The sequence below is a fragment of the Gallaecimonas kandeliae genome (assembly GCF_030450055.1).
GTDB classification, from domain to species: Bacteria; Pseudomonadota; Gammaproteobacteria; order Enterobacterales; family Gallaecimonadaceae; genus Gallaecimonas; species Gallaecimonas kandeliae.
In genome coordinates this window covers 1,006,057-1,029,633 of sequence record NZ_CP118480.1, presented here as the reverse complement: position 1 = coordinate 1,029,633, position 23,577 = coordinate 1,006,057, and the positions used below count along the sequence as shown (strand labels likewise).

General features: G+C 61.5%; 19 protein-coding genes and 2 tRNA genes. 3 read left to right on the top strand and 18 right to left on the bottom strand.

The genetic code is table 11. From position 1 onward, the window contains the following. Positions 1-7: 7 nt before the first annotated feature. From nusA to rlmE, 9 genes are all read right to left on the bottom strand, one after another. Positions 8-1,519 carry a transcription termination factor NusA gene (gene nusA / locus PVT67_RS04950; RefSeq protein ID WP_301498447.1) on the bottom strand — a complete coding sequence of 504 codons (1,512 nt, stop codon included), beginning with the start codon at positions 1,517-1,519 and terminating at the stop codon, positions 8-10. A 30-nt stretch (positions 1,520-1,549) separates the two neighbouring features. After that, a complete protein-coding gene (rimP, locus tag PVT67_RS04945) occupies positions 1,550-2,005 on the bottom strand; it encodes a ribosome maturation factor RimP (protein WP_301498445.1) in 456 nt (151 codons plus the stop codon). Between the two features lie 235 nt (positions 2,006-2,240). Further along, positions 2,241-2,317 (bottom strand) — tRNA-Met (locus PVT67_RS04940). A gap of 60 nt (positions 2,318-2,377) precedes the next feature. Further along, positions 2,378-2,464: transfer RNA gene (locus PVT67_RS04935), tRNA-Leu, on the bottom strand. 13 nt (positions 2,465-2,477) lie between these two features. Then, positions 2,478-2,804 carry a preprotein translocase subunit SecG gene (secG, locus tag PVT67_RS04930; RefSeq protein ID WP_301498442.1) on the bottom strand — a complete coding sequence of 109 codons (327 nt, stop codon included), beginning with the start codon at positions 2,802-2,804 and terminating at the stop codon, positions 2,478-2,480. 195 nt (positions 2,805-2,999) lie between these two features. Beyond that, the gene (gene glmM, locus PVT67_RS04925) at positions 3,000-4,340 is read right to left on the bottom strand and encodes a phosphoglucosamine mutase (RefSeq protein ID WP_301498440.1); all 1,341 of its coding nucleotides are present in this window, start codon (positions 4,338-4,340) and stop codon (positions 3,000-3,002) included. After that, on the bottom strand, positions 4,337-5,137 hold the full coding sequence (gene folP / locus PVT67_RS04920) for a dihydropteroate synthase (protein WP_301498438.1): 801 nt from the start codon (positions 5,135-5,137) through the stop codon (positions 4,337-4,339). The genes glmM and folP overlap by 4 nt, the downstream gene beginning before the upstream one ends. Before the next feature lie 49 nt (positions 5,138-5,186). Further along, positions 5,187-7,100 carry an ATP-dependent zinc metalloprotease FtsH gene (ftsH, locus tag PVT67_RS04915; RefSeq protein WP_301498436.1) on the bottom strand — a complete coding sequence of 638 codons (1,914 nt, stop codon included), beginning with the start codon at positions 7,098-7,100 and terminating at the stop codon, positions 5,187-5,189. Positions 7,101-7,145: 45 nt separating this feature from the next. After that, the gene (gene rlmE / locus PVT67_RS04910; protein WP_301498434.1) at positions 7,146-7,775 is read right to left on the bottom strand and encodes a 23S rRNA (uridine(2552)-2'-O)-methyltransferase RlmE; all 630 of its coding nucleotides are present in this window, start codon (positions 7,773-7,775) and stop codon (positions 7,146-7,148) included. Between the two features lie 75 nt (positions 7,776-7,850). Here rlmE and yhbY point away from each other — a divergent pair, with 75 nt between their 5' ends. Beyond that, on the top strand, positions 7,851-8,144 hold the full coding sequence (yhbY, locus tag PVT67_RS04905; RefSeq protein WP_301498431.1) for a ribosome assembly RNA-binding protein YhbY: 294 nt from the start codon (positions 7,851-7,853) through the stop codon (positions 8,142-8,144). A gap of 45 nt (positions 8,145-8,189) precedes the next feature. Here yhbY and greA read toward each other — a convergent pair whose 3' ends face one another. Next, complete coding sequence (gene greA, locus PVT67_RS04900) at positions 8,190-8,666, bottom strand: transcription elongation factor GreA (protein WP_301498429.1); 477 nt, start codon at positions 8,664-8,666, stop codon at positions 8,190-8,192. Positions 8,667-8,914: 248 nt separating this feature from the next. On the opposite strand from greA, the gene PVT67_RS04895 reads away from it, so the two are divergent. Continuing rightward, a complete protein-coding gene (locus PVT67_RS04895) occupies positions 8,915-9,094 on the top strand; it encodes a hypothetical protein (protein ID WP_301498427.1) in 180 nt (59 codons plus the stop codon). Between the two features lie 83 nt (positions 9,095-9,177). Then, complete coding sequence (locus tag PVT67_RS04890) at positions 9,178-9,846, top strand: YiaD family glycine zipper/OmpA-like lipoprotein (protein WP_301498425.1); 669 nt, start codon at positions 9,178-9,180, stop codon at positions 9,844-9,846. Between the two features lie 26 nt (positions 9,847-9,872). On the opposite strand, the gene PVT67_RS04885 is transcribed toward PVT67_RS04890, so the two are convergent. From PVT67_RS04885 to PVT67_RS04850, 8 genes are all read right to left on the bottom strand, one after another. Next, positions 9,873-11,399, bottom strand: coding sequence for a PHA/PHB synthase family protein (locus tag PVT67_RS04885; RefSeq protein WP_301498423.1), 1,527 nt, complete (start codon positions 11,397-11,399; stop codon positions 9,873-9,875). A 49-nt stretch (positions 11,400-11,448) separates the two neighbouring features. After that, positions 11,449-11,796 carry a phasin family protein gene (locus tag PVT67_RS04880; protein ID WP_301498421.1) on the bottom strand — a complete coding sequence of 116 codons (348 nt, stop codon included), beginning with the start codon at positions 11,794-11,796 and terminating at the stop codon, positions 11,449-11,451. 14 nt (positions 11,797-11,810) lie between these two features. Further along, positions 11,811-12,551, bottom strand: coding sequence for an acetoacetyl-CoA reductase (gene phbB / locus PVT67_RS04875; RefSeq protein ID WP_301498419.1), 741 nt, complete (start codon positions 12,549-12,551; stop codon positions 11,811-11,813). Positions 12,552-12,782: 231 nt separating this feature from the next. Next, entirely contained in the window at positions 12,783-15,998 is a 3,216-nt protein-coding gene (gene carB / locus PVT67_RS04870; protein ID WP_301498416.1) for a carbamoyl-phosphate synthase large subunit, read from the bottom strand. A gap of 3 nt (positions 15,999-16,001) precedes the next feature. Continuing rightward, positions 16,002-17,132 (bottom strand): glutamine-hydrolyzing carbamoyl-phosphate synthase small subunit, encoded by a 1,131-nt coding sequence (carA, locus tag PVT67_RS04865; protein WP_301498414.1) that lies wholly within the window; start codon positions 17,130-17,132, stop codon positions 16,002-16,004. Between the two features lie 308 nt (positions 17,133-17,440). Then, entirely contained in the window at positions 17,441-19,264 is a 1,824-nt protein-coding gene (locus PVT67_RS04860) for an alpha-amylase family protein (RefSeq protein ID WP_301498413.1), read from the bottom strand. A 9-nt stretch (positions 19,265-19,273) separates the two neighbouring features. Continuing rightward, positions 19,274-21,652, bottom strand: a complete 2,379-nt coding sequence (locus PVT67_RS04855) for a glycoside hydrolase family 31 protein (protein WP_301498410.1) — start codon at positions 21,650-21,652, stop codon at positions 19,274-19,276. Then, positions 21,652-23,490 (bottom strand): glycoside hydrolase family 13 protein, encoded by a 1,839-nt coding sequence (locus tag PVT67_RS04850; RefSeq protein WP_301498408.1) that lies wholly within the window; start codon positions 23,488-23,490, stop codon positions 21,652-21,654. Before PVT67_RS04850 ends, PVT67_RS04855 begins: the two co-directional genes overlap by 1 nt. Between the last annotated feature and the right edge of the window lie 87 nt (positions 23,491-23,577).

The window sequence follows — 23,577 nt, the reverse complement described above, 5'->3', positions numbered from 1 at the left end:
CCCGTTCTTAGGCCTCGGCGTCATCGCCAAACCAGCAGATGTTGCGGGCGGCCATGATCAGCTCGCCAGCCTTGGTTTCATCCAGCTCGTCGATGTCGGCCAAATCGTCAACGCCTTGTTCGGCCAGGTCTTCAAGGGTACGGACGCCGCGGCTGGCCAGTCTATAGGCCAGGTGCTTGTCCATCCCTTCCAGATTCAGTAAGTCCTCGGCCGGCTCGGCACCTTCGAGGCTCTCCTCGGAGGCCAGGGCCGCCGTGGTCAGGGCAGCCTTGGCACGGCCGCGCAGTTCTTCCACCAGGTCCTCGTCCAGGCCCTCGATCTCCAGGAACTCGGAGGTGGGGACGTAGGCGATTTCTTCGAGGGTGGAGAAACCTTCTTCCACCAGCAGGGCAGCGAAGTCCTCGTCGATCTCCAGTTTATCCATGAAGTTCTTGAGGACCTTGTCGCTTTCTGCCTGGTGCTTGGTCTTGAGATCGGCCACCGTCATCACGTTCAGTTCCCAGCCGGTCAGCTGGCTGGCCAGGCGCACGTTCTGGCCACCACGGCCGATGGCCTGGGCCAGGTTGCTCTCTTCCACGGCGATATCCATGGCGTGGGCATCTTCGTCCACGACGATGGAGGCCACGTCGGCCGGGGCCATGGCGTTGATCACGAACTGGGCCGGGTTGTCGTCCCACAGCACTATGTCGACGCGCTCGCCTTCCAGTTCACCGGAAACGGCCTGGACGCGGGCGCCACGCATACCGACGCAGGCACCGATGGGGTCGATGCGACGGTCATTGGTCTTAACGGCGATCTTGGCGCGGCTGCCGGGATCGCGGGCGGCGCCCTTGATCTCGATGAGTTCTTCGCCGATCTCCGGCACCTCGATGCGGAACAGTTCGATCAGCATCTGCGGCTTGGCGCGGCTCAGGAACAGCTGGGCGCCTCTAGCCTCGGGCTTGACGGCGAACAGCAGGGCGCGAGCCCGGTCGCCGGGGCGGAAGGATTCGCGGGGCAGCATCTCGTCACGGTAGAGCACGGCCTCGGCGTTGTTGCCGAGATCCAGGATAACCATGTCACGGGTGGCCTTCTTGACCACGCCGGTAACCAGCTCGCCCACGTTGTCGGCAAACTGTTCTACCACCTGGGCACGCTCAGCTTCGCGCACCTTCTGCAGTATGACCTGCTTGGCGGTTTGGGTGGTGATACGGTCGAAGGTGATGGAATCGATCTGCTCTTCGATGTATTCACCGACCTGCAGTTCATCGTTCTCTTCCATGGCACGGGCGGCGGCCAGGGTCACCTCTTTCAGGGGGTGCTCCAGGACCTCGCCGTTGTCGTCGACGATCTCCCAGCGGCGGAAGGTGTCAAAGTCGCCAGTCTTGCGGTCAATGGCGACCCGGACTTCGATTTCCTTGTCGTGCTTTTTCTTGGTGGCGGTGGCCAGTGCTGCCTCCAGCGCTTGGAATATCTTCTCGCGCGGTACGGCCTTTTCGTTGGAGACAGCGTCGACAACCAGCAGGATCTCTTTATTCATCAGGATGCCTCGTTACACCTTTGCCGTTATTCAAAACTGAGGAACCAGGTTGGCTTTATCGATATTGCTGAAGGCGAAGCGGTCTTCCTTGCCTTCATATGCCAACAGGATCATGTCGCCTTCAATGGCAACCAATTTGCCTTTAAAACGGCGGCGCCCGGCAACGGGCACAACCAATTTGACTTCGATGTCGGAGCCCACCACCTTCTCGAAATGCGCGGGCACGAACAGCGGCCTGTCCAGGCCGGGAGAGGACACTTCCAGGAAATACTCGCTCTGGATGGGATCCTCGACGTCGAGAACGGCGCTGACCTGGTGGCTGACCTCGGCACAGTTGTCCACCGTCACCCCTTCGGGGCCGTCGATGTAAAGACGCAGTGTGGTGGTACGGCCGGCGCGGGCCATTTGAATGCCAAGCAGTTCAAAGCCCAGGGCTTCTACCGCCGGGGCCAACATGTCGGTCAGTTGCTGTTCCAGTCTTGCCAAGGGTTTACCCCCTCTCCACAAACAAAAAAAGGGCTAAGCGCCCAGTCATATGCCCGACCACGCGCAAAAGCATAGTCGATACCCCTTGCAAAATCGCCTCTACGTCAGAGCTGGCGTTTTTGCAGACTCCAGATAGCAAAAAGCCCCGAACATGCGGGGCTTTTCTCAACCTGACGTTGACTGACCCCGCACGGGGTCTGGCTGACGAAGTGACTGGCATTCACTTCATCTTGTTTGGTTGCGGGGGCCGGATTTGAACCGACGACCTTCGGGTTATGAGCCCGACGAGCTACCAGGCTGCTCCACCCCGCGTCAAACAGGTCGGCATCTTAATAAACTTGAAGAATTTCTTCAAGCTAAGCTGCCAGGTTTTGGTGCCGAGAGCGGGACTTGAACCCGCACGCCAATTAAGGCACTACCCCCTCAAGATAGCGTGTCTACCAATTCCACCATCTCGGCTAAATTTCTTTTATCAGTTAGTCGGAACGTCCGGCTTCTCTGATGTCGGCTTCTGAGTTTGCTCAGTTGCCGGTTTTTGTAGGTTCTGCCATTTCTCGTCCGGCTTCACCCTGTTTGCTGTCATGCTGCCCAGAATCAGACTCAGGACAAAGAACAGCGTTCCCGCTATGGCGGTAGCCCGGGTCAGGAAGTTACCTGAACCACTGGCCCCGAAAACGGTATTCGAGGCACCTGCTCCAAAAGACGCACCCATATCGGCACCTTTACCTTGCTGGATCATTACCAGACCGATAAGGGCCAGCGCCACGAGCAGGTACACTACTAACAGAACTTCGTACATATCAGCAGCTTCCTGTCTCTGGCAGGGAGTGGTCCCCGCCGCGCCGTGATTGTCGCAAATTGGCAATCACTGTCAAGCGACCTCGAGCATCAGCAATGGCTTTTGGCCAACCTTCTCCTCGAAAGCGGGGCAGATATTAACGAAGCCACCGCCCCCCCGCAAGGTGATTTTGCAAAAAGCCGTTCAAGTGCTTGTTTATTGGGCAGCGCTGGTTACAGCGTCGGCGATATGCTTGGCGAGCTGCTCCACCTGGGCCTTCTGTACTCCTTCGACCATCACCCTTACCACGGGTTCGGTGCCGGATTTACGCAGCAGCACCCTGCCCTTGTCACCGAGCGCGGCTTCCACTTCTGCCACGGCCGTTTCGACCTGCACAGACGCCAAGGGGTCCTGACCCTTCTGGTAGCGGACGTTGATCAGCTTCTGGGGGTACTTGGGCATCTCGCTTGCCAATTCCGCCAGGCTCCTGCCTGTGGCACGCAGGGCGTGCAGTACCTGCAGGCCGGCGACGATACCGTCACCTGTGCTGGTGTGCTTGAGGCTGATGATGTGGCCTGAGGATTCGCCGCCCAGGGTCCAACCACGGCTTTTCAGCATTTCCAGCACGTAGCGGTCACCCACTTTGGCGCGGTCGAAGGCGATGCCTTTTTCCTTCAGCGCCACTTCCATGCCGAGGTTTGACATCAGGGTACCCACCACGCCTCCTTCCAGCAGGCCCTGGCTCTGCCAGAAGCTGGCGATGATGAACAGCAGCTGGTCACCGTCGATGAGCTGTCCCTTGCCGTCCACCATCATCACCCTGTCGCCGTCGCCATCCAAGGCCAGGCCCAGGTCGGCCCGCACTTCCACCACCTTGGCCGCCAGGGCCTTGGTGTCGGTGGCGCCACAGCCGGCGTTGATGTTGAAGCCGTCAGGGCTGGTGCCGATGCTGATCACCTCGGCCCCCAGCTCGCTGAACACGGCCGGGGCTATGTGGTAGGTGGCACCGTGGGCGCAGTCCACCACCATGCGCATCCCCTTAAGGGACAGCTGACTCGGGAAGTTGGACTTGCAGAACTCGATATAGCGGCCGGCGGCATCGTCCAGGCGCCGGGCCTTGCCCAGCTTCTCTGAGTTGATGCCGTTCATGGGCTTGTCCAGTTCGGCTTCGATGGCCAGCTCTACCTCGTCAGGCAGCTTTTCCCCATCGGCAGAGAAGAACTTGATGCCGTTGTCGTGATAGGGATTGTGGGAGGCGGAGATGACGATGCCGGCTTCGGCCCTGAAGGTACGGGTCAGGTAGGCCACGGCAGGCGTCGGCATGGGCCCCATCAGTTCGATGTTGATGCCGGCCGCAGATAACCCGGCTTCCAGGGCCGACTCCAGCATGTAACCGGAGATGCGGGTGTCCTTGCCGATCAGCACCTTGTTGGTGCCGCGGCTGGCCAGCACCTTGCCGGCGGCGTAGCCCAGTTTGAGGGCGAACTCGGGGGTAATGGGATATTCACCAACGAGACCGCGGACCCCGTCGGTGCCGAAATACTTACGCTCGCTCACGCTTTACACTCCGTGGTAATGGCTTGCCAGACCTTGAGCACATCTTGGGTGGCCTGGACGTCATGGACGCGAATGATATCAGCCCCGCGCTGAACGGCAACCAGGGCACAGGCCAGGGAGCCGGCCAGGCGCTCATCGACAGGCCTGTCCAGCAATTGCCCCACCATGGATTTTCGCGACATGCCCACCAAGAGCGGCAGGCCCAAGGCTTGGAATTCTTCAAGGCGGTTCAGCATCACGTAGTTATCTTCCAGGGACTTGCCGAAACCGAAGCCCGGATCCAACCAGATGCGTTCCCGTTTGATGCCGGCCCCTTCGCAGGCGGCAACCCTGTCCATAAGGAAGGCGCTCACCTCCCCCATCAGATCCTGGTACTGGGGAGCTGCCTGCATGGTGCGGGGCTGGCCCTGCATGTGCATCAGGCAGACCAGTACATCGCTGGCGGCCACCGCCGCCAGGGCGCCGGGTTCCCTAAGGGCCCTGACGTCATTGATCATGTCAGCCCCTGCCGCTATGGCCCCTTTCATCACGGCGGCTTTGGAGGTATCCACCGACACCTTGACGTCGAACCTGGCCTTGATCGCCTCCACTACCGGCACCACCCGCTCGACCTCTTCGGCTTCCGGCACCTCGGCCGCCCCGGGGCGGGTGGACTCTCCGCCGATGTCGAGCCAGTGAGCGCCTTCGGCAATCAAGCGTTCGGCATGGCGCAAGGCCGCTTCCAAGCCCTGGTAGCGGCCGCCATCGGAAAAGGAATCCGGGGTCACGTTGAGGATCCCCATGATCTGAGCTGTCATGCGCTTGTCCTTCGATAAAGAAAACCCCGAGCAAGCTCGGGGTTTGACATCAATTGGCGGGAGCCTCACCGCCGGTCGGCCTCAGTGGCGAGCCGGCCTTGGGAGTGGGGCTGTCGTCCGATTTGGGCGGTTGCCAGTCGGCAGGGGCCCTGACCTCGCGGCGCTCCATCAGATCGTCTATCTGCTTGGCGTCTATGGTCTCGTACTTCATCAGCGCATCCTTCATGGCATGGAGAATGTCCATGTTGTCTTCCAGGATCTTCTTGGAGCGCTGGTAGTTGCGGTCGATGAGATGCTTGATCTCTTCGTCGATGGCGCGGGCGGTGTCATCGGACATGTGCTTGCTCTTGGCAGCACTGCGGCCCAGGAAGACTTCACCTTCATCGTCGGCGTAGAGCATGGGCCCCATCTTCTCGGACAGGCCCCATTGGGTCACCATCTTGCGGGCAATGTCGGTGGCCCGCTCGATGTCGTTGGAGGCACCAGTGGTCACCATCTCGGGACCATAGATGATCTCCTCGGCCAGGCGGCCGCCGAACAGGCTGGAGATCATGCTCTCCAACTGCTGCTTGGAGTGGCTGACCCTGTCGCGCTCGGGCAGGTACATGGTCACGCCCAGGGCGCGGCCACGGGGAATGATGGAGACCTTGTAGACGGGGTCGTGCTCAGGTACCAGGCGACCGACGATGGCATGGCCGGCCTCGTGGTAGGCGGTCATTTCCTTTTCCTTCTCGGTCATGACCAGGGAGCGGCGCTCGGCGCCCATCATGATCTTGTCCTTGGCCTTCTCGAACTCATCCATGCTCACCAGCCGCTTGTTGGTGCGGGCGGCGAAGAGGGCGGCCTCGTTGACCAGGTTGGCCAGGTCGGCGCCAGAGAAGCCTGGGGTGCCTCGGGCGATGACGGCCGGCTCGACGTCGTCGGCCACCGGCACCTTGCGCATGTGGACTTTGAGGATCTGCTCGCGGCCACGGACGTCAGGCAGGCCTACCACGACCTGGCGGTCGAAACGGCCGGGGCGCAGCAGGGCCGGGTCAAGGACGTCGGGCCTGTTGGTGGCGGCGATGACGATGATGCCTTCGTTACCTTCGAAGCCGTCCATCTCCACCAGCATCTGGTTGAGGGTTTGCTCACGCTCGTCATGACCACCGCCGAGGCCGGCGCCACGCTGACGGCCCACGGCGTCGATTTCATCGATGAAGATGATGCAGGGGGCGGCCTTCTTGGCCTGGTCGAACATGTCGCGGACACGGGAAGCGCCGACGCCCACGAACATTTCCACGAAGTCGGAACCGGAGATGGTGAAGAAAGGCACCTTGGCTTCGCCGGCGATGGCCTTGGCCAGCAGGGTCTTACCTGTACCGGGGGGGCCCACCATCAGCACCCCTTTAGGGATCTTGCCGCCCAGTTTCTGGAACTTGGAAGGGTCACGCAGGTAGTCAACCAGCTCGGAGACTTCTTCCTTGGCCTCGTCGACACCGGCGACGTCGGCGAAGGTGGTCTTGACCTGATCTTCAGAGAGCAGCCGCGCCTTTGACTTGCCGAAGGACATGGCCCCCTTGCCGCCACCGCCCTGCATCTGGCGCATGAAGAAGACCCAGACGCCGATCAGCAGCAGCATGGGGAACCAGGAGATAAGGATGCTGGTCAGCAGGCTCTGGCCTTCCGGCTTGATACCGGTGGCGTCGACGTTATGGGCCTTGGAGTCGTTGATCAGATCCTTGTCGTAGCCGCCAGGGATCACCGTCTCGAAACGCTGGCCATCTTTGAGCTGGCCTTTGACCACACCGGTCTTGTTGTCGACACGGATCTCCTTGACCTGGCCCTTGTCGTTCCAGTCGAGGTATTGGGTATAGCTGACACCGGTATTGGCGGACTCGGTACCGTTGAAGCTCTGGAAAACCGCCATCAGCACGACGGCGATGACCAACCAGAGGATGAGATTTTTAGCCATGTCGCTCAACTTAAGCACCTCTTGAGGCTGTGGGGCGCGCTAATCGGCAGGGTACTATAACTTGTACCCTGTCGCCACAATGTAGACTTCCGATGACCTTGATCGGGATGAATCGGGTTTACGGGTCTTGACGACGGTAAAAGCGGCCCTGACCGCCTTCATGTATTCCTCGAAGCCTTCACCCATGAAGACTTTGACCGCGAAACTGCCGCCCGGTGCCAACACCTGGTGACACATGTCCAGGGCCAGCTCCACCAAGTACATGGCGCGCGGCTGGTCGACACCCTTGGTACCGCTCATGTTGGGGGCCATGTCGGAGAGCACCACGTCCACCTGGCGGCCGCCGATGCGCTCAAGGAGAGCCCCCAACACCGCCTCATCACGGAAGTCCCCTTGCAGGAAAGCGACGCCGGGCAGAGGGTCCATGGGCAGGATGTCGCAGGCGATCACTTCGCCCTGGTCCCCCACCAGCTCACTGGCCAGCTGCGACCAACCGCCGGGGGCGGCGCCCAGGTCCACCACCGTCATGCCAGGGCGGAGCAGCCTGTCTTTGCTCTGGATCTCCTCGAGCTTGAAAACGGCCCTGGAACGCAGCCCGCGTTTCTGGGCTTCCAGAACATAGGGGTCGTCAAAGTGCTCTTTGAGCCACCGCGAGGAACTGGCGGAACGCTTCTTCTTAGGCATGGATCTCTCTTGACGTTTCTCTTGAACTATAAATGGCGATAAAATTGCGGTTTTCAACCCACAAGGGTCATCTCAATGGAACTCACGCCGAAACAACGGCAACATCTCAAAGCCCTGGCGCATCCTCTCAAGCCGGTCGTCATGCTGGGCAACAACGGTTTGACCGAAGGTGTCCTGGCGGAAATCGACCAGGCCCTGGAGCATCACGAGCTCATCAAGGTCAAGGCCCCCATCAAGGACCGCGAACTCAAAGAAGCGGTCTTTGAGACCATAGCCCAGCAAACAGGGGCAACCAAGGTCCAGCAGATCGGCCATGTTCTGGTCTTCTACCGCCCGGCCAAGGAGCCGGTGATCCGCCTGCCCCGCTAAGGACAGGACCTCATGAAAAAGGCCGCCGTTGGCGGCCTTTTTTATTTAGAGGTACTGGACCTCGATGATCTCGAATTCCTTGCCGCCTGAAGGGGTATCCACCACAGCCACATCGTCCAGGGCTTTGCCTATCAAGGCCCGGGCCATTGGGGAGCTGACGGAGATCAGGTTCTGTTTGATGTCGGCCTCGTCGTCACCCACGATGCGGTAGGTCACCTCGTCGTCGGTATCCAGGTTCAGCAGGGTCACGGTAGCGCCGAAGATCACCTTGCCGTTGTTGGTGAGCTTGGTGACATCGATGATCTGCACATTGCTGAGCTTGCCTTCGATCTCCTGAATACGGCCTTCACAGAAGCTCTGTTGTTCACGGGCGGCGTGATACTCAGCATTCTCCTTAAGATCGCCCAGCTCTCTGGCGGTGGCGATGGCTTCGATGATCTGCGGCCGACGCACACTTTTGAGGTGCTTGAGTTCTTCTCGCAGTTTATCCGCACCCACCTGGGTCATCGGGATCGGCTTCATGGCTTCTCCATCTAATACTTGCCGAAAACAGACAACAGCAACCCGGCAAAACCCTGAGGATTATGCTGGGTGCGTCATACTTTTGCGGCATTCTAGCGAAAAGTCGCCCGTCAGCACCAGAACAACCGAAGCCGGGAGTCTACACTCATTAGGTTCATCTAATAGGGGAGCCATCAACAATGACGCCTTCCATTCCCCCATCAGAGCGCAGACTGACAGCCAGGGATCTACGGCAGAACTTTGAAGTATTGGACGAGCTACAGCTGGACGCCGTCTACGCCTTGATGAAAGTCGGGGCCAGGTTGCTTTTTGTTCGCGGCATAGTCCACAGCCCGCTGGCCGTGCTGGAACACAGTGGCCACTACATCACCGTCGATGCCGACGGCCGTATCGACCTCCATCCCGCCTTGCACATCCGCAATCACTGAAGTCAATCTGAACGGCACCGAGGTCCCTTGCTTGCAGCCAGAATGGCTTTGATAAGATTCTGAAAAACCTTGGAGATATCCATATGTTCCAGACCAAGCATCTCGGCGTTTTTGCCCTGGCCGCCACCCTTGCCATGGCCGGCTGTACCACAGTCGACCCTCAGACCGGTGAGCAACGCACCAACAAGACGGCCACAGGCGCCACCATAGGCGCCATTGCGGGCGCCATATTGGGCAAGGCCACCGGCAGCCATCACCGTGATCGCGCCCTGGTCGGCGCCGCCGTCGGTGCCCTGGCCGGCGCTGCCGTCGGTAACTACATGGACAAGCAGGAAGCCGAGATCCGCCAGCAGACCGCAGGAACCGGCATCGACGTGCAGCGCAACGGCGACAACCTGCTACTGACCATCCCCAACGGCATCACCTTCGACGTCAACCGTGCCGACGTCAAACCCGAGTTCCAATCGGTGCTGGGGGATCTGGCCACCACCCTCAACAAGTACCCCAAGACCATGGTGGAGATCTCCGGCCACACCGACAGCACAGGGGCCGCCGCCTACAACCAGACCCTGTCCGAGAACCGCGCCAGCTCCGTCAAGAGCTACCTGGTTCGCCGCGGCGTGATGCCGGAGCGCCTGGAAACGGTAGGCTACGGCCAGACCAAGCCCATCGCCAGCAACGCCACAGCCGAAGGCCGGGCCAAGAACCGCCGGGTCGAGATAGAGCTCATTCCCATAGTGGAAAACCAGTAACAAAAAACGCCCCTAGGGGCGTTTTTTCATACTCGGGCTTTGACGTAATCCCCGGGGGCGGGAGCCAGGCCTCCCTGGATCTCACGGGCCGGCACCCGTTCCGGGGCCAGATCAGAGAGCCAGCGGTACCAGTCCAACCACCAGGAACCGGTATGCTCGCCCTCTTCCCCCTCGACGCGATAGCCGTACTTGCCTTTGGCGGGCGGATTGACCACTCCGGCCACATGGCCGGCGCCTGAGGTCACCAGCCGCTTCTTGTTACCCCCCATGAGGGCGGCCGAAGCGAAAGCGCTCTGGGGCGGCACTATATGGTCCTTTTCTGCCGCCATCACATAGAGAGGCACCTTGACTCGGCGCAGGTCCATCTTGTAGCCGCCGAGCTTCCAGCTACCGGGCTCGGCCAGGCGGTTCTCAAGGTAGGTGTTCTCGATGTATTCGCGGTAGAAACGGGCCGGCAGGTGAGTCACGTCCGAGTTCCACACCAGTATGTCGTAACCCGGCGGCTTCTGGCCCAGGAGGTAACGGTTGACGAAGGCCGGCCAGTAAAGCTCCTGTTCGCGCAGCAGCGAAAAGCCGGTCGCCATCAAACGGCCATCCATGTAGCCCATCTGGTCCACCACATTCATCAAGGCGTCCAGCAGGGAAGGCACCAGCAGCAGACCGGGCTCGCCGGGCTCACTGAAATCCAGCAGGGTGGTCAGCAAGGTCAGGCTGGCGAAGCGCTTGGCACCGCGGGCCGCCAGCCAGGCGGCGGCCAACGACAGCAAGGTGCCGCCCACGCAGTAACCCAGGGCATGAAGTTGGCTCTCTTCGGTGATGTCCTTGACCTTGTTGGTTGCCTCCACCACGGCCTGGAGGTAGTCCTCCACCCCCAGTTCCCAGTCTTGGGCAGTGGGATTGCGCCAGGACATCAGCAGCACAGTGAAGCCTTGGTCCACCAGGTGGCGGATGAAAGAGTTCTCGGGCTTGAGATCCAGCACGTAGTACTTGTTGATGCAGGGCGGCACTATCAGTACCGGCACCTTGTGCACCTCCGGGGTGCTGGGGGCGTACTGGATCAGTTCGAAAAGGTGCTCGCGGTGCACCACCTGGCCTGGGGTCAGGGCCAGGTCCTTGCCCAGTTCGTAGAGTTCGGTGTTGCCCAGCGGCACATTGAGGCCGAAAGGGCTGTTGTCCATGTCCTTGATCAGGGCCTCGAGGCCACGGACCAGGTTGTCCCCTCCTTCGGCCACTGTCTTAGCCAGCACCTTGGGGTTGGTCAACAGGTAGTTGGCGGGATCGTTGAGCTGCATGGACTGGCGGGTCCAGAAGGCCAGCTGCTTGCGCTCCTTGGCCGGCAAGCCATCGAGGTTGTCGATGCTTTCCTGCCAGTAGTCGCTGATCAGCCGGTGGCTCTGCTGGAAGTACTGCCACAGATCTTCCGGCTTGCCGTCCTCCATCATCTGCTCGACGCTGTTTTGCCACAGGTGGGTCTGGGCCTGCCACCAGTTGGCCCCGGCTTTCCAGAAAGCCTGGGGTTGACTGGCCGCCGCCGACGCCAGTTGATCACCCATGGCCAATATGGGAGGCCAGCAGGCCTCCCAGGGATTGTCATGGGGCATATCAGGCTTTGACCTCTTCCTTGGCCATGTCAGCAAAGACCTGGTTGAAGTCTTTGCGGAAGGACTCGGAGAGCTCCAGCAGCGTCTTGCAATCCTGCATGAAGCGCTTGTTGAGCTCGGCCATCTGGCTCATCTGCACCTGGCCGACCATGGCAGTGTCGCCCTTGGCGTTGGCGTCGTTGAGCTTCTTGGCGAAGTCGATCTGGCTCTGGGTATAGCTGCCCATGGTGTCCAGCTGGTACTTGCTGAGCTTGGCCATGTTGTCCAGCAACACAGTGTTGATCTGGGACAGGGGCTTGAGCAGGTCTTGTTGCTGGCTGTTGGCTTGACGGATCCAGTCTTGAAACATGGTGGCTCTCCTTTTCAGTGCATGTGTTGTCCGCCATTGGCGGAGATGTTGGAACCTGTGATGAAGCCGGCCTCTGGGGACGCCAGGAAGGCGACGATGCGGGCGATCTCTTCCGGCTTGCCCAGCCTGCCCACGGGGATCTGGCTGATGATGGCGTTGCGGATCTCCTCCGGTACCGCCATCACCATCTCGGTGGCGATGTAGCCGGGGGAAATGGTGTTGACGGTGATGCCCTTGCTGGCCACTTCCTGGGCCAGGGACATGGTCAGGCCATGCAGCCCCGCCTTGGCGGCGGCATAGTTGGTCTGCCCCAGCTGGCCCTTCTCGCCATTGATGGAACTGATGTTGATGATACGGCCGTACTGGCGCTCCAACATGGGGGCCACCACGGCGCGGCACAGGTGGTAGGCGCCGGTGAGGTTGGTCTGGATCACGTCCAGCCAGTCCTCTTCCTGCATGCGCTTGAGGGTCTTGTCGCGGGTGATACCGGCATTGTTGACCACCAGATCGATGGGGCCCATCTCGGCTTCCACTACCGCTACGGCACTGAAAATGGCGTCCTGATCCTTGATATCGGCAATGACCAGGCGGGGGGAATAACCCAGGGCCTTCTCCTGTTCCAGCCAGGGCTCGGCGCGCTGGGGACAGCGGCACAGTGCCGCCACTTGATAACCTTCCTTGGCCAGAGCCCGGCAGATGGCTGTACCTATGCCACCGTTGGCTCCTGTTACGACTGCGACATTCCTTTTTTCCATCAAAGTGTCCCCTTGCAGATTGACGATTTTTTAACGCTAGTTCAGATCTAGAGCTCCAGCTCTAAATTTTTATGACATTTTTGTGCAAATCCAGTTAAAGCATGATCGCGATCAACTCTGCCCCCGCTTCGTGAAAGCGGGATGACGGTTGTTTGAAAAACGTGCAACAGAAAGACGACAGGTAAAAAAAAGCCCGCCGGATGGCGGGCTTTTTCATGGCTGGGCCTTAGCTCAGCACTGCTGGTGCATCTCCTGCACCGAAATCACCGACTCGCGGTCAGACACTGTCTGGCCCATGCAGGTGGCGAAGGCGGCGTTCAGGGTAGTGGTATAGCTCACCTTGTTCATCAGGGCGCCGCGGCGCATCACCTTGGAGTCCTCGATGGCCTGGCGGCCTTCGGTGGTGTTGATGATGTAGCTGTACTCACCGTTCTTGATGCGGTCCAGGATATGTGGACGGCCTTCGTGCACCTTGTTGACCAGGCGCGGGTTGATGCCCGCTTCGCCCAGCACGACGGCGGTGCCGTGGGTGGCGTCCAGCTCGAAACCCAGCTCCAGCAGCTTGCGGGCCAGTTCGACGGCGCGGGGCTTGTCGGTGTCACGGACCGAGATCAGCGCCCTGCCCCCTTTGGGGGTGACGGTGCCGGCACCCAGCTGGGACTTGGCGTAAGCTTCGGCGAAGCTCTGGCCCACCCCCATGACTTCGCCTGTGGAGCGCATCTCAGGGCCGAGGATGGGGTCCACGCCGGGGAACTTGGCGAAGGGCAGCACCGCTTCCTTGACGCAGTAGTAAGGCGGAATCACCTCTGTGGTCACGCCCTGCTCGGCCAGGGACTGGCCGGCCATGACCCTGGCGGCAATTTTGGCCAGCGGCAGGCCAGTGGCCTTGGAGACGAAGGGCACGGTACGGGAGGCGCGGGGGTTGACCTCGATGAGGTAGATCTCGTTGTCCTTGACCGCGAACTGGATGTTCATCAGGCCGATGACGTTCAGTTCGAAGGCCAGCTTACGCACCTGCTCGCGCATCCTGTCCTGGACGTCCTTGGACAGGGTGTAGGGCGGCAGTGAGCAGCCGGAGTCGCCGGAGTGGACGCCTGCCTGCTCGATGTGCTCCATGATGCCGCCGATCAGCACGTCCTTGCCGTCGCAGATGGCGTCGATGTCCACTTCCACGGCGTCGTCCAGGAAGCGGTCCAGCAGCACTGGGCTGTCGTTGGAGACCTTGACGGCGTCGGTCATGTAGCGGCGCAGATCCACTTCGTCATAGACGATTTCCATGGCGCGGCCGCCCAGCACGTAGGAGGGGCGCACCACCAGCGGGAAGCCGATGTCGTGGGAGCGGACTATGGCCTGCTCCAGGTTGGTGACGGTGGCGTTCTCGGGCTGCTTGAGGCCGAGGCGCTCAACGGCCTGCTGGAAACGCTCGCGGTCTTCACTGCGGTCGATGGCGTCGGGGCTGGTGCCGATGATGGGCACCCCGGCCGCTTCCAGGGCACGGGCCAGCTTCAGCGGTGTCTGGCCGCCGTACTGGACTATGACGCCCTTGGGCTGTTCGACCCGGACTATCTCCAGCACGTCTTCGAAGGTTACCGGCTCGAAGTAGAGGCGGTCCGAGGTGTCGTAGTCGGTGGAAACGGTCTCTGGGTTGCAGTTGACCATGATGGTCTCGTAACCGTCTTCACGCATGGCAAGGGCGGCGTGGACGCAGCAATAGTCGAACTCGATACCCTGGCCGATACGGTTGGGGCCGCCGCCGATAACCATGATCTTCTTGCGGTCGCTGGGGTTGGCCTCGCACTCTTCGTCGTAGCTGGAGTACATGTAGGCGGTGGAGGTGGCGAACTCGGCCGCACAGGTATCCACCCGCTTGTAGACGGGGAAGATGCCGTTGTTGTGGCGGATTTTGCGCACTTCGCTTTCGGCTACGCCGAGGATGGCGGCCAGGCGGGCGTCACCGAAGCCCTTGCGTTTGAGCTTGCGCAGGAAGTCGGCGTCGAGGCCAGCCAGGCCCTTGTCGGCCACCTGCTGCTCCAGCTTCACCAGCTCTTCAATCTGCACCAGGAACCAGGGGTCGATGTTGGTCAGCTTGAAGACGCCGTCGACGCTCATGCCGGCCCTGAAGGCATCGGCGATGTACCAGATACGCTCGGCACCGGCTTCCTTGAGCTCGCGGCGCAGTATGGCCAGGGCCTCGGGGTCGTCCAGGTCCAGGACGGGATCGAAACCGGTGGCGCCCACTTCCAGGCCGCGCAGGGCTTTTTGCAGGGACTCCTGCTGGTTACGGCCAATGGCCATCACCTCGCCCACGGACTTCATCTGGGTGGTCAGGCGGTCGTTGGCACCGGCGAACTTCTCGAAGTTGAAGCGCGGTATCTTGGTGACCACGTAGTCGATGGACGGCTCGAAGGACGCCGGGGTCTTGCCGCCGGTGATGTCGTTCATCAGCTCGTCCAACGTGTAACCCACGGCCAGCTTGGCCGCCACCTTGGCGATGGGGAAGCCGGTGGCCTTGGAGGCCAGGGCGGAAGAACGAGACACCCGCGGGTTCATCTCGATGACCACCATGCGGCCGTTCTTGGGGTTGACCCCGAACTGCACGTTGGAGCCGCCGGTCTCGACACCAATCTCACGCAGTACCGCCAGGGAGGCGTTACGCATGATCTGGTATTCCTTGTCGGTCAGGGTCTGGGCCGGGGCGACTGTGATGGAGTCGCCGGTGTGGATGCCCATGGGGTCGAAGTTCTCGATGGAACAGACGATGATGGCGTTGTCGTTCTTGTCACGAACCACCTCCATCTCGTATTCCTTCCAGCCGATCAGGCTCTCGTCGATGAGCAGTTCGCTGGTGGGGCTGAGATCCAGGCCGCGACGGCAGATCTCTTCGTACTCTTCCTTGTTGTAGGCGATACCGCCGCCGGTGCCGCCCATGGTGAAGCTGGGGCGGATGATGCAGGGCAGGCCTATGTCACCGATGATGTCTTCGCAGTCTTCCCAGCTGTGGGCGATGCGGGCACGGGGCACATCCAGGTTGATGTTGGCCATGGCCTCGACGAAGCGCTCACGGTCTTCGGCCTTGTCGATGGCGTCGGCGGTGGCGCCGATCATCTGCACGCCGAACTTGGCCAGCACACCGTGCTTGTCCAGATCCAGGGCGCAGTTGAGCGCCGTCTGGCCGCCCATGGTGGGCAGTATGGCGTCGGGGCGCTCTTTCTCGATGATCTTGGCCACCACTTCCCAGTGCACCGGCTCGATGTAGGTGGCATCGGCCATGTTGGGGTCGGTCATGATGGTGGCGGGGTTGGAGTTCACCAGTATGACCCGGTAACCCTCTTCTTTCAGGGCCTTACAGGCCTGGGTACCGGAGTAGTCGAACTCGCAGGCCTGGCCGATAACGATGGGGCCGGCGCCGAGGATCAGGATGCTTTGGATGTCTGTACGTTTCGGCATGATTTACCCCCTGGCCGCCATCAGTTCGATAAAGTGGTCGAAGAGCGGGGCCGCGTCGTGCGGGCCCGGGCTCGCCTCAGGGTGGCCCTGGAAGGAGAAGGCCGCCTTGTCGGTACGGTGAATGCCCTGCAGGGTGCCGTCGAAGAGGGACACATGGGTGGCACGCAGGTTGGCCGGCAGGCTGTCGCCGTCTACGGCAAAGCCATGGTTCTGGGCGGTGATCATCACCACATCGCGGTCCAGGTCCTTGACCGGGTGGTTACCGCCGTGGTGGCCGTGGCCCATCTTGATGGTCTTGGCGCCAGAGGCCAGGGCCAGCAGCTGGTGACCGAGGCAGATACCGAACACCGGGATCTCGGTTTCCAGGAAGGCCTTGATGGCGTCGATGGCGTAGGTGCAGGGCTCAGGGTCACCGGGGCCGTTGGAGAGGAAGATGCCATCGGGGTTCAGGGCCAGCACTGCGGAGGCCGGGGTCTCGGCCGGCACTACAGTCAGCTTGCAGCCGCGGTCGGCCAGCATGCGCAAAATGTTCTGTTTGACGCCGAAGTCGTAAGCCACAACGTGGTACTTGAAGTGGTCGTCGCCGAACTGCTTGAAGCCTTCACCCAGGGTCCAGCTGCCTTCTGTCCAGCCGTAGTTTTCCTTGGTGCAGACCACCTTGGCCAAGTCCATGCCCTTGAGGCCAGGGAAATCCTTGGCGGCCGCCAGGGCCTCGGCTTCATCGACGTTGCCAGCGATGATGCAGCCGTTCTGGGCGCCCTTCTCGCGCAGTATGCGGGTCAGCTTGCGGGTGTCGATGTCGGCGATGGCAACGATGTTGCGGGCCTTGAGGTAGTCGGAGAGGGAGGCCTGGTTACGGAAGTTGGAGGCAACCAGGGGAAGGTCGCGGATCACCAGGCCGGTGGCCCAAATGGTGGGGGACTCTTCGTCTTCGGCGTTGGTGCCGGTATTGCCTATATGGGGGTAGGTCAGAGTGACAATTTGTTGGGAATAAGAGGGATCGGTGAGAATTTCCTGGTAACCCGTCATGGAAGTATTAAAAACCACTTCCCCGACCGCTTTTCCAGTGGCCCCAATGGCCGTGCCCCGGAAGACGGTCCCGTCTTCAAGGACCAAGAGCGCGAGCTGACTCAAGACAACCTCCATAGAGTTAGTAACTGAGAGAAATCAGTAACTTACCATCGGAGCTGAGCATCAAAACGATGCGTTTTACCGAGCTGTTGGCAAATTGGCGGTATGATATAGATGTCAGGCAACCTTGTCCAGATAAGTTTTCGCAAAGGTTTTCGTGGGCAAAAATGCCTCCAAGCTGCGATTTCTGTCACTTTACCTTAACGTCAGCAGTTCGGCCTGCGCGCATGAAAATCCCACATAGATGAATTTTAATTCTCCATTACCAAATAAAAAACCGGCCAGAGCCGGTTTTTCAATTCCTGGTGCCCTTAGAGCTTGAGCACGGCCGAGCCCAGGGGCGGCAACGCCAGCCGCAGGCTGCCCTGCCCTTTTGCCACCACCAGCTCGGCGCCGAGAGAGCCCAGCAGATCCTTGAGCGGATAGCGGCCGTCCGCCAACTGCCAGTCGGCCAGCAGGGCCTTGGGCAGCTCAAGAGCCAGTGTCCTGGGCTCGGCGGCGAAGTTGGCCGCCACCAGCACCCTGTCTTTGCCCTGCCAGCGGGCGAAGCTGAAGAGCTTGCCATCGGCCTGGGCCAGGGGCTGGCCGGCGCCGCGGAAGGCGGGCTCGCTGTGGCTGAGGTTCAAGAGCTGCTGGTAGAAGGCGCGCAGGCGCTTTTCCTTCGCAGACAGCTTGCCGCCGTCGAAGGCGCCGCCGTTCATCCAGCGCTGGACGCTGGGCACGGACCAGTAGTCGAAGATGCTGGTGCGGCTGGCCTTGCCGAAGCCGGCGTCCTGGCTTGCCGCCTCGCCCAGGGCTTGGCCGAAGTAAACCATGGTGGCGCCTCTGTCCATCAGGGCTGAGACCACCATGGCCGGCTCGGCTTTGACCGGGTCGCCGGCAAAGTCGGGGCTGGCGATGCGCTGCTCGTCATGGTTTTCCAAAAAGTGCAGCTGGTGGGCGCTGATGTCGGCATATTTGCCCATGATGCCCGCCAACACGGCAGTGCCTTCCTTGCCCTGGATGATGGCCCTCAGGCTGTCGTAGGTGTCCACCTTGTCGTAGAGGTAGTCCATCTTGCCGAGGCGGATATAGTCCCGGTACTGCTTGGGGTTGTAGACCTCGGCCATCAGCAGGGCCTGGGGGTTCTTCATCTTGATGGCACTGTTCATGTAGCTCCAGAAGGCCACAGGCACCATCTCGGCGACGTCGTAGCGGAAGCCATCCACGCCCTTGTCCAGCCAATAAAGGGCGATGTCGCGGTACTTGACCCAGCTGTCCGGCACCTTCTTGCCCTGCCAGAAGGCGTAATGGGCTTGGTAGTCTTTCTTGTCGAAACCGGCCGGCAGGCTGGGGAAATCATCGCTGCCGTCGGGCTTGACCCCGTAGTTGATCTTGACCGTTTCAAACCAGTCGTTGACATCGGGTTGGGGGCTGCGGGAGCCGTTGCCGGTCCACTTGGCCGGGTTCTCGTCGAACTTGCCGTCCGCCAGCGGATGTTTCTGGCCGTCCAGGGGCACGTCACCCTTGGGCACTTCGAAGGCCTTGCCGGGCACGTAATAGAAGTTGTTGTCCCGTTTGTAGACGACGCTGCGGTCGTCATGCAGGCCAAAATCCCGCTCGGGGTGGACTGTAGAGTGGTAACGGCGCGCCACATGGTTGGGCACTATGTCCATGATCACCTTCATGCCGTGGGCATGGGTGCGCTTTATGAGGGCCTCGAACTCCTGGACGCGCTTGGCGGGATCTGTGGCCAGGTCCGGGTCGACGCTGTAGTAGTCCTTGACGGCGTAAGGGGAGCCGGCGCGGCCCTTGACCACGTCCGGGTCGTCAGCCGCTATGCCAAAGGCGCTGTAGTCGGTGACCTGGGCATGCTCGGGCACCCCCGTGTACCAGATGTAGGTGGCACCCAAGGCCTTGATGGACGCCAGGGCGGCGTCGTTGATGTCGGCGAACTTGCCGACGCCGTTCTGCTCTATGGTGCCCCAGGGGGTGCGGTTCTCGTTCTTGTTACCGAAGAGGCGGGTGAACATCTGGTAGATCACCGGCTTGCCGGCCAGGGGCGCGGCGGCCTGTCGGGCCGCCAGCTCCTGGGTCTGGGCCTGGGCACAGGCTGCCAGGGACAGGCAGAGGGCGATGGAGGAGAGTTTTTTCATGGTGATCCCTTATTGGATGGTCACGACGGCCTGACTGCCGTCCCAGGAAAAATGGGTGGTCAAGAGATCGCCGTCGACCCTGAAGCTGAGCGGCTGACCACCGAGGCTCACCGCTTTGACGGCGCCGACGTGGTGCACCTTCAGGGTGAGCTCACGCACCTTGGGCATGCCGGGGTAGCCCTGGCCCGCACTGGAGAGCTGCAGCTTGAGCGCCTTGTCTTGCGAAGCTTGGAACTGCAGCAACTGGTACTGGCCCTTGGCAAAGGCGCCGAAGGTCTTGCCGTCATCCTCGTACATCTGGCCCTTGGCCGCTGGGACGCTGGCGTCGGCCCAGTAATGGAGGGTCAGATCCTTGCTGGAGTAGCTGTCGGTGCTCTGTACGGGGTCGACCATGGGCACGAAGCTGCCGGCCTTGACCAGCACCGGCAGGTTTTCCACCTGGGTAGGCCTGGTGTAGCTGCGGCCGCCTTCAACGCGCTTACCGCTCCAGAAATCGAACCAGGCGCCCTTGGGCAGCTGGGTGGTGACAGTCCTGGCGCCCTGCTCGGTGACGGGGGTTACCAGGAAGGCGTCGCCCCAGAAGTAGCTGTGGCTGTTGTCGAAATCCTTCACATCGTCGCTTTCCAGCATCAGGGAGCGCATCAGCGGCAGCCCACTCTGGCTGTTCTCGAAGGCCAGCGTGTAGTTGTAGGGCAGCAGGCTGTAGCGCAGCTTGACGTAGTCCCCCACCAGCTTCTGGATCTGGGCGTCGTGGAAGACGGGCTCTGGGGCAATTTCTTCCTGGGCATGAGGCCTGAACACCGGCTGGAAGACGCCATATTGCAGCCAGCGCAGGTAAAGCTCGGGGTCGAACTTGTCGCCACCGGCAAAGCCACCGAGGTCGGAGTGGATGTAGCCGAGGCCCTGGGCCCCCATCTGCAACGCCAGCTCCACCTGGGGCTTGAAGCCGCCCCAGCTGCGGCTGACATCCCCGGTCCAGGGCATCATGCCGAAGCGCTGGGAGCCGGCGTAGCCGCTGCGCATCAGGATAAAGGGCCTGTTCTGGGGCTGGGCCTTGCGGCTGCGCTCGAACACCATCTGGGCCCAGCGGTGGCCGTAGGCGTTGTGCAGCTCATCGGCGCTGCCTTCGGCATGAACCAGGTTGGCAGGGTGGACTTCGGGCTCGCCGAGGTCGCCCCAGAAGCCAGCCACGCCCTGGTCCAGCAGCTGTTGGTACTTGCCCCAGAACCAGTCGCGGCCTTTTTGTGAGAAGACATCCACCAGGCCGGTATGGCCGAAGTAGAAATCGTAGGTGGCGGGCTTGCCGGTGGCGTCCGGGGTGATGGCGCCGGCCTTGACGGCTTCATCCCAGCACTTGGAGGTGGTGAGGATGAAGGGCTCGGTGATCAGCACCGTCTTGACGCCCTCTTTCTTGAAATCGGCAATCATCTTCTCGGGGGTCGGGAAGGCCGCCTTGTCCCAGTCCAGGTTGCCCATGTGGCCCTTGACGTCCTTACCGAACCAGTAGAGATCCAGCACTATGGCGTCCAGGGGGATGCCGGCGGCCTTGAAACGGGCCACCACATCGCGGGCCTCGGCCTCGCTGTGGTAGCCGAAGCGGGAAGCGAAGTTGCCGAGCGCCCAACGCGGCGGCAGCGGCTGGTGGCCGGTGAGGCTGGTGTAGTCCTCGGTGAGGTCCTTGAAGTGCTCCCCCGCCACCAGCACATAGGAACGGCGCCCGCCGACGGCGGAAAATTGCATCTGGTCCTTCTGGCCGGCACCGAGATCCATCTCGCCTGAAGCCGTGTTGTCGAACAGCAGCAGGTACTTGTTGGATGAGATCACCATGGGCAGGCTGTAATACATCTGCGCCGCTTCCGTGGTGTAGCCGTAGCTGGCCTTATTGTAGAGGGGCAGCTTGTGGCCGCGCCTGTCCATGCCCAGCACCCGCTCGCCGCCGCCCATCAGCTTCTCACCGTCCTGCAGCTTGAAGCCAAGCTCCACGCCCTTGGCGTCCTTCAAGGGTGCCCCTGCGGGCGCCAGGAAACCCGTGCTCTCCGAGAGCAGCAGGCGCTTACCCTTGTAGTAGCTGATGTGCAGGCTCTGCTTGTCTATTTCGGCGCGCAGGGCCGGCAGCTGGTAAACCCAGTGGTCGCCCTGGTCTTCGAAGTGGGCCTTGACGGCGCCGTGGGGCAACAGGGCGCGGGAGGCCGGCTGGGGCAGGCCCTTTTCCCGATACTCCACCTGCAGGCTGTCGTCACTCAAAGGGGTGAGTACCAGCTCACCGCCTTTGGCCTGCAATGCCAGGTGGTCAGGAGACAGTTGATAAGGCTCACTGGCGCAGCCGGCCAGCAGCAGTAGGGCCAGGGGGGCCGCCAGGGGCGCCAGTTTGAAGGGGGTCTTTGTCATTATTTGAGTTCCAGTACCAAAGCGGTCTTGGCGGGCAGTGCTAGGCTGCCGCCGAGGTCATAGATCTTGCCGGTGAGCACGTCCAAAGCCTGCTGATGGCCCTTGAGGTCGTCCTTGAAGCGGCCCATGTCCAGGGTCATGCCCTTGTCGTTCTTGTTCATCACCACCATCACCCGCTGGCTCGGCGCCTCGCGGAAGTAACAATAGACGCCGTTTTGCGGCACGTACTGCACCAGGCTGCCGGTGGTGAGGGCGGCGGAATCCTTGCGCCAGTTCAGCAGCTTGCGGACAAAGCCTTGGGCCTCCAGCTGCTTGGGCGACAGGCCCTTGCCGGTGAAGGCATCCACCTTGTCGCCGGCCCAGCCGCCGGGGAAGTCGGCGCGCACCTTGCCGTCGTCTCGCTGCTGTGGGCTGCTCATGGCCAGCTCGGTGCCATAGAAGATCTCGGGGATGCCCCTGGTGGTGAGGATAAAGGTCAGGGCCATCTTCCAGAGCCGCCCGTCGCCATGGAGCTGGGCGGCGATACGGCTCATGTCGTGGTTGTCGGCGAAGACAACGAGGTTGCCGGGGTCGCTGTAGAGGAAGTCATCCGCCAGCACCTGGTAAAGGCCGGTGATGCCGCTGTTCCAGCTCTCGGGCTCGGCCAGGCCCTTGACCAGGGCCGATTGCAGGGGGAAATCCATCAGCGACGGCAAGTTGCTGACATAGCCGTCCTTGGGCTGGTTGCCCTTCTGCCAATAGGCGACCATGGCCGGATCCGTGGCCCACTCCTCCGCCACCATGTTCAGATGGGGGTATTCCGCCAGCAGGGCGGCGCTCCATTTGGCCAGGAAGTCCCTATCGGAATAGGACCAGGTGTCGATGCGAATGCCGGAGAGGCCGGCGTATTCCACCCACCAGATGCTGTTCTGGATGAGGTAACGGGCCAGCAGCGGGTTGCGCTGGTTGAGATCCGGCATGGAGGGCACGAACCAGCCGTCGTTGAACTGTTGCTGGTCGGCCTCGGCCACGTGGGGGTCATGGAGCGTCTCGCGCCTGTGGTTGGTGGGCGCGAACTTGTCGCCGTGGATCCAGTCCCGGGTGGGCCTGTCCTTCACCCAGGGGTGCTGATCGCCGATGTGGTTGAGCACCACGTCGATGATGAGGCCCAGGCCCTTGGCCTTGGCTTCCTTGGCCAGCTCCCGGTACTGGGCGTTGCTGCCGAAGCGCGGATCCACCTTGTAGAAGTCGGTGGCCGAATAGCCGTGGTAGCTGTAGCTCGGCATGGCGTTTTCCACCACGGGCGTCAGCCACAGTTGGGTGACCCCCAGCCGCTGCAGGTAGTCCAGGTGGTTCATGATGCCCTTGAGATCGCCACCGTGGCGGCCGTCCTTGTTGGCACGATCAGCCTTGTCCAGGTAGCCAGACACATTGTCGTTGCCGGGGTCGCCGTCGCTGAAGCGGTCCGGAGTGATGAGGTAGATGACGTCCTTGGCCGAGAAGCCCTGGCGCTGGGCAGATCCAGGCTGGCGCTGCCAAAGCGGGTAGGCCCTATGGATGATGGCGCCGCCCTCGTCGAAGCGCAGATCCAGCTTGCCGGCCTTGGCCTGGGGGCCAACGTCCAACGTCAGAAAGAGGTAGTTGGGGCTCTCGACGGGCTGCACCTTGGCAAGCCTTACCCCGGCATAGGGGGCCAGGCTGACCTTGGCCTTGCCTATGTCCTCGCCGTAGACCATCAGCTGCACTTCGGGGTCATGCATACCCACCCACCAGTTACCGGGCTCGATATGGTCCAGCTTGGCCGCCTGGGCCGAGGTGCAGGCAAGGGCCAGCAGCAGGGGTAGATAGAGGGCGCGCATCGGCTTTCTCCTTGGGGGCGGTCTTGGCCGCAGCCGTCATGGTCAAAGAGGGACGCCGCCCGTGGCGGCTTTACGCTTACGCTAACG

Bases quoted from the DNA above. Each gene is read 5' to 3' on its own strand.
- phbB (WP_301498419.1), bottom strand. From the start codon at position 12,551: ATGGAAAAAAGGAATGTCGCAGTCGTAACAGGAGCCAACGGTGGCATA.
- PVT67_RS04880 (WP_301498421.1), bottom strand. From the start codon at position 11,796: ATGTTTCAAGACTGGATCCGTCAAGCCAACAGCCAGCAACAAGACCTG.
- greA (WP_301498429.1), bottom strand. From the start codon at position 8,666: ATGAAGCCGATCCCGATGACCCAGGTGGGTGCGGATAAACTGCGAGAA.
- PVT67_RS04890 (WP_301498425.1), top strand. From the start codon at position 9,178: ATGTTCCAGACCAAGCATCTCGGCGTTTTTGCCCTGGCCGCCACCCTT.
- nusA (WP_301498447.1), bottom strand. From the start codon at position 1,519: ATGAATAAAGAGATCCTGCTGGTTGTCGACGCTGTCTCCAACGAAAAG.
- rlmE (WP_301498434.1), bottom strand. From the start codon at position 7,775: ATGCCTAAGAAGAAGCGTTCCGCCAGTTCCTCGCGGTGGCTCAAAGAG.
- PVT67_RS04860 (WP_301498413.1), bottom strand. From the start codon at position 19,264: ATGAAAAAACTCTCCTCCATCGCCCTCTGCCTGTCCCTGGCAGCCTGT.
- PVT67_RS04850 (WP_301498408.1), bottom strand. From the start codon at position 23,490: ATGCGCGCCCTCTATCTACCCCTGCTGCTGGCCCTTGCCTGCACCTCG.
- secG (WP_301498442.1), bottom strand. From the start codon at position 2,804: ATGTACGAAGTTCTGTTAGTAGTGTACCTGCTCGTGGCGCTGGCCCTT.
- carB (WP_301498416.1), bottom strand. From the start codon at position 15,998: ATGCCGAAACGTACAGACATCCAAAGCATCCTGATCCTCGGCGCCGGC.
- yhbY (WP_301498431.1), top strand. From the start codon at position 7,851: ATGGAACTCACGCCGAAACAACGGCAACATCTCAAAGCCCTGGCGCAT.
- PVT67_RS04855 (WP_301498410.1), bottom strand. From the start codon at position 21,652: ATGACAAAGACCCCCTTCAAACTGGCGCCCCTGGCGGCCCCCCTGGCC.
- folP (WP_301498438.1), bottom strand. From the start codon at position 5,137: ATGACAGCTCAGATCATGGGGATCCTCAACGTGACCCCGGATTCCTTT.
- PVT67_RS04885 (WP_301498423.1), bottom strand. From the start codon at position 11,399: ATGGGTGATCAACTGGCGTCGGCGGCGGCCAGTCAACCCCAGGCTTTC.